The 12,336-nt window shown below is 45.0% G+C and carries 10 protein-coding genes; 7 read left to right on the forward strand and 3 right to left on the reverse strand.

From position 1 onward, the window contains the following. Positions 1 to 6: 6 nt before the first annotated feature. From FOT42_RS04960 to FOT42_RS04975, 4 genes are all read left to right on the forward strand, one after another. Entirely contained in the window at positions 7 to 1,284 is a 1,278-nt protein-coding gene (locus FOT42_RS04960; RefSeq protein WP_151889479.1) for a M23 family metallopeptidase, read from the forward strand. Beyond that, positions 1,284 to 2,915 (forward strand): glucose-6-phosphate isomerase, encoded by a 1,632-nt coding sequence (gene pgi, locus FOT42_RS04965; protein WP_151889480.1) that lies wholly within the window; start codon positions 1,284 to 1,286, stop codon positions 2,913 to 2,915. Before FOT42_RS04960 ends, pgi begins: the two co-directional genes overlap by 1 nt. Positions 2,916 to 3,088: 173 nt before the next feature. Then, positions 3,089 to 5,773, forward strand: a complete 2,685-nt coding sequence (locus tag FOT42_RS04970; RefSeq protein ID WP_151889481.1) for a TonB-dependent receptor — start codon at positions 3,089 to 3,091, stop codon at positions 5,771 to 5,773. A gap of 96 nt (positions 5,774 to 5,869) precedes the next feature. Beyond that, positions 5,870 to 6,307, forward strand: coding sequence for a hypothetical protein (locus FOT42_RS04975; RefSeq protein WP_151889482.1), 438 nt, complete (start codon positions 5,870 to 5,872; stop codon positions 6,305 to 6,307). 78 nt (positions 6,308 to 6,385) lie between these two features. Here FOT42_RS04975 and FOT42_RS04980 read toward each other — a convergent pair whose 3' ends face one another. Next, positions 6,386 to 6,619: a JAB domain-containing protein gene (locus FOT42_RS04980; RefSeq protein ID WP_151889483.1), complete on the reverse strand. Its 234-nt coding sequence runs from the start codon at positions 6,617 to 6,619 to the stop codon at positions 6,386 to 6,388. 267 nt (positions 6,620 to 6,886) lie between these two features. Here FOT42_RS04980 and FOT42_RS04985 point away from each other — a divergent pair, with 267 nt between their 5' ends. Both FOT42_RS04985 and FOT42_RS04990 read left to right on the forward strand, forming a co-directional pair. Continuing rightward, on the forward strand, positions 6,887 to 8,005 hold the full coding sequence (locus FOT42_RS04985) for a YaaC family protein (RefSeq protein ID WP_151889484.1): 1,119 nt from the start codon (positions 6,887 to 6,889) through the stop codon (positions 8,003 to 8,005). Between the two features lie 27 nt (positions 8,006 to 8,032). After that, a complete protein-coding gene (locus FOT42_RS04990) occupies positions 8,033 to 8,542 on the forward strand; it encodes a lamin tail domain-containing protein (RefSeq protein WP_226789814.1) in 510 nt (169 codons plus the stop codon). An 8-nt stretch (positions 8,543 to 8,550) separates the two neighbouring features. On the opposite strand, the gene FOT42_RS04995 is transcribed toward FOT42_RS04990, so the two are convergent. Then, positions 8,551 to 9,081, reverse strand: coding sequence for a lipid-binding SYLF domain-containing protein (locus FOT42_RS04995; protein ID WP_151889485.1), 531 nt, complete (start codon positions 9,079 to 9,081; stop codon positions 8,551 to 8,553). A gap of 102 nt (positions 9,082 to 9,183) precedes the next feature. Beyond that, entirely contained in the window at positions 9,184 to 9,789 is a 606-nt protein-coding gene (locus FOT42_RS05000; RefSeq protein WP_151889486.1) for a DinB family protein, read from the reverse strand. 269 nt (positions 9,790 to 10,058) lie between these two features. Here FOT42_RS05000 and katG point away from each other — a divergent pair, with 269 nt between their 5' ends. Continuing rightward, entirely contained in the window at positions 10,059 to 12,290 is a 2,232-nt protein-coding gene (gene katG / locus FOT42_RS05005; RefSeq protein WP_226789805.1) for a catalase/peroxidase HPI, read from the forward strand. Positions 12,291 to 12,336 lie beyond the last annotated feature (46 nt).

The following is a 12,336-nucleotide window of genomic DNA, read 5'->3' on the forward strand; positions in this document are numbered from 1 at the left end:
ATAGTGATGCAAAAATGTATTGGGGCAATCTTGACACTGATGGTACTGGTGTCGTGCAAACAGGCCAAGGAACCGGTCGATGAAGTGGCAATAGTGGAAACGATCGAAAAACCTCCCGTCCTGCATTATGGGTTCAATTTGGAGGAGTTCAACGTGGTCCGCGATACCGTAAGATCGGGCGACAGCTTTGGCGAGCTCATGCTCCGAAACAAAGTGGACTACCCCAAGATTGCTGCCATTTCCGAAAACTACAGGGACACTTTCGATGTACGGAAGATCAAAATTGGCAACCCCTATCTTATCCTCAAATCCAGGGACACTTCCGAAGTGGCCAAAGTGTTCATCTACCAAGACGACAGGATCAACTATACCGTGGTGGACCTTCGGGACAGTGCCGTGGCCTACAAGAGCAAACGAAAAGTGAAATTGGTGGAAAGGGAAGTGGGTGGCATCATCGACAACAACCTTTCCTTGACCATGGACAATTTGGGTGTGGATTACAGCGTCACCATCGGACTTTCGGAAATCTATGCCTGGACCATCGACTTTTTCAAACTGGAAAAGGGAGACAAATTCAAGGTCATCTTTGATGAGCGATACATCAACGACAGCATCTATGCTGGCCGTGGCCGTATAAAAGCAGCCTATTTTGAGCACAAGGGCAGGCCCATTTACGCCTTTCCCTATGTGACCGATTCTGTCAACAATATTTTGGACTACTATGATCAGGAGGCCAATAACCTGAGGAGCACTTTCCTTAGGGCGCCGATTAAGTTTGGGTACAGGCTGTCATCAAGGTACAACCTAAATCGAAGGATAGCCTATTACGGATACAAAGTGCGTCCCCACAAAGGAACGGACTATGCGGCTCCGATAGGCACACCCATCATTGCCACGGCAGATGGGACAGTGACCGAATCTACCCGAAGGGGTGGCAACGGAAAATATGTAAAGATCAAACACAACAGCATCTACAGTACCCAATACCTCCATATGAAGGCCCAGAATGTGAAAAAGGGCGATTTTGTGCGCCAAGGGGACGTCATTGGTTGGATAGGGATGACCGGCAATACGGGAGGCCCCCACGTATGCTATCGTTTTTGGAAGAACGACAGGCAAGTGGATCCCCTGAGGGAAGAACTCCCCACGGCAGAACCCATTGTCGATTCGCTCCGCACACAATATATGGAACACATAGAGCCCCTAAGAACACAATTGGACTGCATAGAATTTATGGAACCCGCCCCAGAACCTGAAGAAACCCTCATAACCTATAACCAGTAATGGCATTACCCAAAATAGACCCCACTACCACCAAGGCCTGGAACAAACTTTTAGCGCATTACGAACAACATAAGGACACACAGATAAAAGAACTGTTTGCTGCGGACAAGGACCGCGGTAAAAACCTGATGCTGTCCTGGAACGATTTTTTGGTGGACTATTCAAAGAATAGGATCACCGAAGAAACCCTGTCGTTGCTTTTTGAGCTTGCCGAAGAGGTGGGACTGAAAGGGGCCATCAAAAGCTATTTTGAAGGGGACCTTATCAACCAGACCGAAGGAAGGGCCGTACTCCATACTGCCCTTAGGGCAAAAAAAGGGGACAAAATTTTTGTGGACGGGGAGAACATCGTGGATGAGGTCTTCGAGGTCAGGGAAAAAATCAAATCCTTTTCCGAAGAGGTCATTTCCGGAAAGAGAAAGGGATTTACGGGCAAGGCCTTTACCGATGTGGTCAATATCGGCATCGGGGGGTCCGACCTTGGACCTGTAATGGTCACCGAGGCCCTGAAATTCTACAAGAATCATCTTAAGATGCATTTTGTGAGCAATGTGGATGGAGACCACGTACATGAAGTGCTGAAGGAACTCGACCCAGAGACCACCCTTTTTGTGATCGTTTCCAAAACATTCACCACACAGGAGACCCTAACCAACGCACTTACCATTAAGAAATGGTTTTTGAAGAGTGCCGCTGAGAAAGATGTGGCCCTTCATTTTGCGGCAGTTTCCACCAATCTGGAAAAAATCGGGGAATTTGGCATTGCCGATGAAAATGTATTCCCCATGTGGGACTGGGTAGGAGGCCGCTTTTCCCTTTGGAGTGCCGTAGGGCTTTCCATTGCGCTATCCGTGGGATACGAAAATTTCGAGGAATTGTTGGACGGGGCACACGAAATGGACCTTCATTTCAAAGAAATCCCATTCCAGAAGAACATTCCCGTTGTTTTGGCGCTGATCAGTGTTTGGTACAATAACTTTTTTGGTGCCGAAACGGAAGCCATCATTCCCTATACACAATACCTGCATCGCTTTTCGGCCTATCTGCAACAGGGCATCATGGAGAGCAATGGCAAGAGTGTGGACCGGAACGGGAACAGGGTTTCCCACCAGACCGGGACCATTATATGGGGAGAGCCCGGCACCAATTCACAACATGCGTTCTTCCAACTGATCCACCAAGGGACCAAACTGATCCCCACGGATTTTATTGGTTTCAAGGAATCGCTTTATGGCGATAAGGACCACCACGACAAACTAATGGCCAACTTCTTTGCCCAGACCGAGGCACTGATGAACGGAAAGACTGCGGAAGAGGCCAAGGCAGAATTGAAAAAGCTTCCCGAAGACCAACTTCAGGCACTTTATCCCTTTAAAGTGTTCGAGGGCAACAAGCCCACCAATACCATCTTGATCAAAAAACTCACCCCCAAGAGTTTGGGTGCCCTGATTGCCCTTTACGAGCATAAAATATTCGTTCAGGGCATCGTGTGGAACATCTTCAGTTATGACCAATGGGGGGTGGAATTGGGAAAACAATTGGCCAATACCATCCTTTCCGAGATGGGGAATTCAGAAATCGGCAAGCACGATAGCTCCACGCTACATCTTCTGCAATTTTTTAAGGAGTAGGCTGCGAGGTTCTTATTTGTGAATAAAAACCATAAACAATTGTTTGTCAGCTAACTTTGTTTGTTAATTTTGTGTTAATCAAAACGTTCTTTTTTAACCTTGGCTTAATCGCGGTGTGTCAAAAATAAATCACATTTGCAGGGCTAATTAATTACTTAAAAACACTGAATTAAATGAAAAGAATCTACTTGGCTTTTGCGGCTGTTTTGATGTCCGCAATGGCATTTTCACAAGGAACTCTTACTGGTACGGTCACAGACGGGGAACTGGGCGGTCCGCTTCCAGGGGCAACTGTGATGGTGAAGGGAACCAGCACAGGTACATCAACTGATTTTGATGGAAACTTTACTTTGGAAGTCAACCAAAGTTCCGGGACCCTGCTCATTTCCTATATCGGATTTGTGAGCAAAAGTGTTCCTTTTACTACTACAGGCAGTGTTGGCACCATTGCCCTACAGCCTGATGCCGAGGAATTGGAAGGTGTCGTTGTAGTAGGGTCTGGTATCATTGACCTTGCGACAGACAGAAGAACTCCTATTGCGGTTTCTTCAGTTCCGATCAAAGTAATCCAAGAAAAAATTGGTACACAGGATGTTACCATGACCTTGGTCAACACCCCATCTGTATATGTTTCAGGACAAGCAGGAGGTTTTGGTGACACCAACATGAGGGTCAGGGGTTTTGAACAGGACAACACCGCATTCCTTTTGAACGGTCAGCCCATCAATGGTATGGAAGATGGTTTGATGTATTGGTCAAACTGGTCCGGGATGAACGATATCGCCAACGGTATCCAGATCCAGCGTGGTCTCGGATCTTCCAAATTGGCCATTTCTTCTGTGGGTGGTACCGTGAACTTTGTGACCAAGGCCACTGAAATGAACGAAGGAGGTTTTGGTTATGCCACTGTGGCGAACAACAACTATTTGAAAACTTCTGCAGGATATAATACAGGAATCTCCGAAAAAGGATGGGGTATGAGCGTTATGCTTTCCCACTGGCAAGGAGATGGGTACAATGAAGGAAACTTTGGTGAGGGACAGACCTACTTCATTTCTGTAGGATATAGGCCCAACGATACCCACGGATTCAACTTTTTGATCACAGGAGCTCCACAGTTCCACGATCAAAACTTTACCAAATCCATATCAAGCTACTTGGAGTATGGTCTCCGCTACAACAATAACTGGGGGGTCTATAATGGTCAGTACATGACCGAAAGAAGAAACTTCTACCACAAACCGGTCGCCAACTTGAACTGGGACTGGAACATCAGTGAGACATCCCAACTTTCTACCGTATTGTATGCCTCTTGGGGCCGTGGTGGTGGAACAGGGAACTTGGGTCGTCGAATCAGGACTGCTGAGGGCCGTATCGATTATGACGCCATTTATGCCCAAAATGCAGCAGTCACAGGAGGTATTGGTTATAACAACTCAGGATTCGATCCTGCCTACATCACCCGTTCTTCCATGAACTTGCACAGCTGGTACGGTTTGGTTTCAAACTTTGAGAAAAAATTCTCCGAAAACCTTACTTGGAACGTGGGTGTGGATTTAAGGACATATTATGGTGAGCACTTTAGGGTGGTTGCCGATTTCCATGGCTTGGATGGCTGGAGAGAAAATATCAGGTTGGTCGACCAAAACAACGACCACCAACCTTACGGTGATTCTGGTGAATATAAATATTCATTGGCGACAGAGAGCTACAAACCCAGTGCTTGGGGAAATACCTTTAGAAGTTTCTCTGAACTTCAAAAGACAGATTATAGTAATGATGAGCGTATTTCCTACGGAGGTGTCTTTACCCAGTTAGAGTATGCTACCGATGATTTCTCTGCTTTCTTCCAAGGCGCATTGTCCAATCAGTACCACCAAAGGTTCGATCACTATCAGTATGCCGATCAATCCCTTATCAATGGAACTTCTGAGCAAGGCACCGGAACAGCTTTGCCTGCAGGGATAACTCCAGGAGTGGATTCTGAAAAAGTGAACAACATTGGGTATAACGTTAAGGGAGGTCTTAGCTATAACCCAACCAGTCAGCACAGTTTTTATGCCAATGCAGGTTACTATAGTCGTCAACCTTACCATGATAACATCTACTTGAACTTTACCAATGCCATCAATCCATTGACCGAGAATGAAAAAATCCTTGGATTGGAAGCTGGTTACGGTTACTCAAGTACCATGTTCTCTGCCAATTTGAACTTGTACAGAACGTCATGGAAGGACAGGGTGGTTACCAGTTCAAACATAGTTGATGATGTATTGACCTATACGTCCAACTTCGGAACAGAACAATTGCACTCTGGAGTAGAGGTGGACTTTAAAGTAAAACCAACACAAGGACTTACTTTCAATGGTTTTGCCTCCGTTGGAAATTGGGAGTACAAAGGAGATGCAGTGACCCAGATTACCAATGAGGACCGTGTTGTAATCAGCACAGAAAACATTGACTATGATGGTGGTAAAGTAGGAGGGGCTGCCCAACTTTCAGGAGGTTTGGGAGTGGCCTACAGGATCAACAGCATGTTCTCTGTGGATTCAGATTGGAGATATTACGACAAATTATATGCTGATGTTGGTGCCATCAAGGAAAACTTGGAATTGCCCTCATTCAGCTTGTTGGATGCCGGTGTGACCTTCACCATGCCTTTGGGAATCGACAAATCAAAAGCTTTGAAGATCAGGGCCAACATGAACAATGTTCTGGATAAGGAGTACCTTTCTGAGCTTACCACGGCCAACTTTGTGGAGCCTGGAGACGAAACTTATGACGGTATAAACGTGACCAACCAAGGATATTTTGGTTTGGGAAGAACTTGGAACGTTACTTTGCGTTACGATTTCTAATAAGTCGACCCAACCCATAATAAATTAAAACCCTGCCGCCCGGCAGGGTTTTTTTATACATAAATTCCGTATTTTTAGACCACACAAACTACACCGATGGAAGTTATCAAGAACCTTCACTCTTACATGGCCTACGTTGTACTGGCCGTACTTGTTTTTGCAGTCGTCAACGCCCTGATGGGTTGGTTGGGCAAAAAGGATTTTACCATGCACAAGGATTTGCGCATTAGTCTCTTTGCATTGATCCTGAGCCACATCCAACTGTTGGTGGGCCTGTTGCTGTACTTTGTTTCGGCCAATGGCCTAAAGGCCATCCAAACCTTGGGTATGGGTGGGTTGAATGCCCCTGCGCGTCTCTTGGCCTTGGAGCACCCTTTCATCAACATCATTGCCCTCGCGTTGATCACCATTGGGTGGTCCAGGCACAAAAAGTTTATGGAGAGTGACAAAAAGTTCAAGACCATCTCCATTTTTTATGGCCTAGGTTTATTGCTCATCTTGAGCCGTATCCCTTGGGGCCAGTGGTTCGCTTAATTGTCATTCCCGTGAACCTGCCTGTCGGCAGACAGGGGCGGGAATCTCAATCCAATTTACTTTGTAATTGTCCTTACATTAAATGGCAACATAGTTTGTTTCCGTAATGATGATATGGTCCAGTAGCTCTATTTTCATTATGGCTGCCGCTTTTTCCATCCGCTCCGTAAACAGGATATCAGCCTCACTGGGCTCCAAGTTTCCCGAGGGGTGGTTGTGACAGAGAATTATCTTTTTACATTTTTTGGATACAGGCATGCTTAATACGTCCACAGGATCAACAATATTTCGATTGCTGGTGCCAATGGTCACTAGTTAGATATATTCAATATCATTAGCAGCATTAAGTCCTACAGTCCAAAAATATTCCTTTTGTCTGTGTAGCTTATTCTGTCGCCACAGCACCTTTTGCATAATACGAGCAATATCACTTGTGCCAGAAATGTGTTTGTCTTCGTCTTTTGGGATTCTTATTGTCATTTTTTTCAAATTGAAAATTGGAAACCAGTTAAGAATGATTTCACCTAATATTCAAATATGGGAAATAATCATTATTTTAATCAATAAAAGGATTAAAAAATGGGTGTTCGTGGTTATAAACCAACTCAAAAAGAAATATATAATATTTCGACCACGAATAATGATGTCTATTTGCAATTATGGCAAGAGTTGCAAATGCTCAGATATTTAAGAGGGGGCAAGGCACCGTATGGAAAAAAAGTAACAGCCCCCTATATTGATCAAGCAAAGACCTATTTTAATGACGCAGTTAAATCAAATTGGAAATCGTCAGGACTTATCTATTACTATAGCTTTTTAAATTTGGCAAAAGCATTGATTGTGTCTAAAAGATATTTGTCGGGCACGTATTTAGCTTCAACTAATGTTTATCATGGATTATCCGCTCAAACACAGTCAATTAATAACCTTCTAGATTTTGAAATCGAGATTCATCCTAAGGTCTCCAGGGGTAAGAAAAATATATTCGCAATTTTTTACAAAGCAGTAACTGGGGTTGAATGGCCTTTCAATCATAATGTTAAAGTTACTGTAGGTGATATAATATCATATTGCCAAGATATTGAACATGAGTCAACAAATTTCTATGGGATAGATAAAAAAGTGCTTCCAGTTTATTCGACAATAAGATACTCTAATAAGGAAGCTTGGTTTGAAATTTTATGTAATGATGAATATTTAAATAATCTATTAAATGATTTGCCTTTTGAATTATATTCTTTAGTTCACAAAAAATTTGTATCGAGATTTGATTTTTCTGATTGGAAATCAGAATACAATGTTCATTCTAGTCAGTTTTCAAGAAATACTTTAATCAATTTTAAGCCATTAAGTTTGAATGGGTCCAGTTTGCAGGTCAGAATACAAGAAATTTCTAGGGAAGCACAGATTGCTCTAGCAGGTTTTTTTGTCTATCCTTCTCACCAAAACCTACAAGAAAATTACTGGTACTTTATTACAAAGTTAGATGTAGGTGCAAGGCGTTTAGTCTGGCGACCTATTTTGTCAAATTATTTATTTGCCTTTGTTCTAAGTACAATTCTACGGTATTATCCATTTTTATTTTATTCTGATTCTCAGGATTCTTTTATATCTGAAGCTTGGTGTAACCAGTCTCCAGAAACGACTTTGAGACAACTTTTAATGGAATTTACCAATCCCTCCATAAGATTAAATTAGAAGATAATTAGCAATATTTCAGAATTTATCGACCCGGACAACAACGCAGGGGCACGTTTTGTGGAACTCTACAATTCGGCCCCGGAGCCTTTGGACCTGAACCTCTGGACGCTTCGAAGATATACCAACGAAAATACGGAGATCAGTTCCACCATCGATTTGTCGGGATTGATCATAGGAGCAGAAAGCACACTCGTGATTTCCCCAAATGCTCCAGAGTTTGAACTGGTCTATGGCTTTCCTCCAAATCTTGGTGTCTCCACCAATAGCCCTGCGGACTCCAACGGGGACGACAATCTGGAACTGGTGGACCCTTTTGGTACCGTAATCGATGTCTTTGGAAGAATCCGCGAGGACGGTTCCGGCACCGACCACGAGTTTGAGGATGGCCGTGCAGTGCGGAACAGCAATATTACCGAAGGAAATGTGGTCTATACCTTCTCGGAATGGACCATATTTAATGATACCGGTGATGCGGGGACCATCAACCAGCCCCAAAATGCCCCACAGGATTTTACACCGGGGCAGCGGGATTAAAAATTAAATTAAAACGCTTTGTACCCAAACTTCTGTCCGCCTACCGAGGCATCGGCCATCAAGCCGGCCTTGGGCAGGGCAAACACGGCCACGCCATCCTTATATTTGGCATTGAAGGCCACGCCAGATTTCAGGGCCACGGCAGAGGTTTCTGCTGCAAATTGGAACTCACCGCCCTTAAAGCGTTCCAGGTCCACATCGGTCTCAAAAAAGATGACCTCGATGATGGCCTGTCCACCGGCCTGTAGCCCCACGTTCAATTTTTTAAGGTCGGCCATGCCCACGGCAGTACCGTCTTCATAAACGACCCCGTTCCCAGAGGCCCCGCCAATGATGAAGCCTCCCTTGCCCACATTGGGGAAGAGGGCATAACCTGCCGAATCCTCAAAAAAATCTTCCAGTCCCGGTTGGGCATTCAAAAGGGTCTGTTTAGCCTTTTGCGCATCGTCCATTATTTTTTGATCTTTTTTGCTCTGGGCCAAGACACTAACTCCAAACAGCAGCGTCATAGCCAGTGCAATTGATTTTGCGATTTTCATAATACGTGTGTTTTAGTGTTTCACCAAAGGTAAAAAACGAACCCCTTCCATTTTGGAAAGGGTTTGCCAATTAATGTTAATGAAATGGTATTGTTTGGCCGCCTATTTGGGAAAATCGGGATGGGCCATGACCTCCTCCATTTGCAATACATGGCGCTCAGTATGGGCAGCAGTGAATATAATAAGTTGCAATGCATCCACCGTACCAAATGGGAAATCGCTGTTGAAGCGGTTTCTCAGGTCGTCATCAGTGGTTTTTACATAATCCATGAGTTCGCTGCGCTTCTCCAAAAAAGCTTGTAATGTTTCCTCGTGGGAACCAAATTTACCACTGGGCTCAAAAGCTTCGGAGGTTTTCACTTTGCTGCTCCTGTCCGTTACCATGGGCACGATCTGTTCATCTTTGAACACCAAGGAATCCTTTAAGGCCGGGTTGGGGCCATCGGCCACGGACTTGTGCACCAAATCCCCAAAGGTGGTTTCCAGAATAGCAAGGTGTTCCACTCCTTCTGCAATGGACCAAGAGCCATCACCTGGTTTAAAGTTCAATTGCTCATCGGTAAGGCCGTCCAAAACGTTCAACATATGGTCCCGGGTTTCGGCCAAATGTTGGTTTGCCATCCTGCGCTCTTCCTCTGTAAGCTTTCCCGTATCTCTGCTAAAGCCGAAGAGGACCAACGCCAACATGGGTAGCATCATTTTTTTCATTTCTACAGTGTTTTAGGTTGTTGTGATTGTGTTTTTGGATTGCTCAATGTAATCCAATATAAAGATATGGTAAATATTCACCCCCAAGAGGGTTAAATGCGCCAAATTGAGGGTTTCGTCCATCCAAAATGGAAAAATCTATGAAACCACTTGTTGAAATAGGTTTAATCTATGATTTTATAATATTTTAATATGAATTGTCTATGCTGAAGAACGGCATTTTTGTAATTTTATGGAGGCGAAAAATCTAATTAAAACAACATACAATCATGAGTAAAGAATTGGCGAATGGGGCTGACGAAGGAATGTGCCCTTTTTTAAACGGTGAACTGAGCCAGGTAGCTGGTGGAGGTACGACCAACAAAGATTGGTGGCCCAACCAACTGAAGTTGGAACTTTTGAGCCAACATTCGGAAAAATCAAATCCGTTTGGGGAGAAATTCAACTATGCCGAAGAGTTCAAGAAATTGGACTACACTGCGCTCAAGAAAGACCTTTTGGATGTCATGACCGATTCGCAGGATTGGTGGCCAGCCGATTTTGGCAGCTATGCCGGCCTGTTCATCCGGATGGCATGGCACAGTGCCGGTACCTATCGCGTGCAAGATGGCCGTGGAGGTGGTGGCCGTGGGCAACAACGTTTTGCACCCCTTAACTCTTGGCCAGATAACGTGAGCTTGGACAAGGCCCGTCGTCTGTTGTGGCCCATCAAACAAAAATATGGCCAGAAAATTTCGTGGGCTGATCTTATGATCTTGGCCGGTAACGTGGCCTTGGAATCCACAGGGTTCCGCACTTTTGGTTTTGCTGGAGGTCGTGAGGACGTTTGGGAACCAGACCAAGATGTATACTGGGGTAATGAAACTGAATGGTTGGCTACTAGCGATACCCCGAACAGTCGTTATCAGCATAATAAAGAGGAACGAGAGATCGAGAACCCATTGGCAGCTGTTCAAATGGGATTGATTTACGTGAACCCAGAAGGACCGGACGGTAACCCTGATCCAGTGGCTGCTGCACATGATATCCGCGAAACTTTTGAACGTATGGCCATGAACGATGAAGAAACCGTAGCATTGATTGCTGGAGGTCACACCATCGGAAAAACGCATGGTAATGGAGTTGGCGATAAAGTAATGATGGATGCAGATCCGGAATCAGCAGATTTGGCTTCACAAGGCTTTGGATGGGAGAATAAAAATGGTTCGGGAAAAGGTTCCGATGCCTTTACCTCTGGTTTGGAAGTGATCTGGACCTCCACCCCGGTACAATGGAGCAATGATTTCTTCAAATTCTTGTTCAGGTACGAATGGGAATTGACCAAAAGTCCGGCAGGGGCGCACCAATGGGTGGCCAAGGATGCCGAGGCCATCATCCCCGATCCGTTTGGAGGCCCCAACAGGAAGCCAACGATGTTGACGACCGACTTGTCTTTGCGCTTTGATCCCGCATACGAAAAGGTTTCCCGTAAATTCTTGAACGACCCCCAGGCCTTTGCCGATGCTTACGCCCGTGCGTGGTTCAAGCTGACCCACCGAGATATGGGACCAATTTCCCGTTACTTGGGTCCAGAAGTGCCCAAAGAAGAATTGATTTGGCAAGATCCTATCCCAGCCGTGGATTATACCTTGGTGGATGCCACTGATGTAAAAGCATTGAAATCCAAAGTGTTGGAATCCGGTCTTTCCGTTTCTGATTTGGTATATACTGCATGGTCGTCCGCAGCCACATTCCGTGGTGGTGATAAGCGTGGAGGTGCCAATGGGGCGCGTATCAACTTGGAGCCCATGAAGAGTTGGGAAGTGAACAAAGGCACGGATAAAACCGTCCAGGTTCTTGAAGGAATCAAAGATGAATTCAACAGCAAAGCAAGTGGTGGCAAGAAAATCTCTTTGGCAGATTTGATTGTTCTGGCTGGAAGTGCAGCCGTTGAAAAAGCTGCTGGTGAAGCAGGTGTTGTTACAGAAGTACCCTTTACTCCAGGGCGTAACGATGCAGGCCAAGAACAGACCGAGATTGATTCCGTAAATTATTTGAACACTCCGTTTGACGGTTTCCGAAATTATGTGAAGGAGGGACTAAAAGTACCAGCAGAGCATTTGTTGGTGGACAAGGCCCAGTTGTTGACCCTAACAGCGCCAGAAATGACCGCTTTGGTCGGCGGTTTGCGCGTATTGGGAGCCAACTTTGATGGTTCAAGACATGGTGTCCTTACCGATACTATCGGTGTATTGAGCAACGATTTCTTTGTGAACTTGCTCGATATGGGTACCGAATGGAAGGCTACCAACGAAGAAAAATCACTATATGAAGGGCGTGACCGCAAAACAGGAGATTTTAAATGGACCGGTACCCGAGTGGACTTGGTGTTTGGTTCCAATTCCATTTTGCGAGCCTTGGCCGAAGTATATGCTTCAGAAGATGGCAAGGCGAAATTTGTGAAGGACTTTGTGGCCGCTTGGACCAAAGTGATGAACCTAGATCGTTTCGATTTGGCCTAATTCTGGCAAATGATCTAAGTCTATAGAAAAAGAAAAGAAACTGCAA

Source organism: Flagellimonas hadalis (assembly GCF_007785775.2).
Taxonomy (GTDB): Bacteria; Bacteroidota; Bacteroidia; order Flavobacteriales; family Flavobacteriaceae; genus Flagellimonas; species Flagellimonas hadalis.

Coding starts and splice junctions, on each gene's coding strand:
- FOT42_RS05000 (WP_151889486.1), bottom strand. CDS start 9,789: ATGAAAAAAATGATGCTACCCATGTTGGCGTTGGTCCTCTTCGGCTTT.
- FOT42_RS04985 (WP_151889484.1), top strand. CDS start 6,887: ATGGGTGTTCGTGGTTATAAACCAACTCAAAAAGAAATATATAATATT.
- pgi (WP_151889480.1), top strand. CDS start 1,284: ATGGCATTACCCAAAATAGACCCCACTACCACCAAGGCCTGGAACAAA.
- FOT42_RS04975 (WP_151889482.1), top strand. CDS start 5,870: ATGGAAGTTATCAAGAACCTTCACTCTTACATGGCCTACGTTGTACTG.
- FOT42_RS04995 (WP_151889485.1), bottom strand. CDS start 9,081: ATGAAAATCGCAAAATCAATTGCACTGGCTATGACGCTGCTGTTTGGA.
- FOT42_RS04970 (WP_151889481.1), top strand. CDS start 3,089: ATGAAAAGAATCTACTTGGCTTTTGCGGCTGTTTTGATGTCCGCAATG.
- katG (WP_226789805.1), top strand. CDS start 10,059: ATGAGTAAAGAATTGGCGAATGGGGCTGACGAAGGAATGTGCCCTTTT.
- FOT42_RS04960 (WP_151889479.1), top strand. CDS start 7: ATGCAAAAATGTATTGGGGCAATCTTGACACTGATGGTACTGGTGTCG.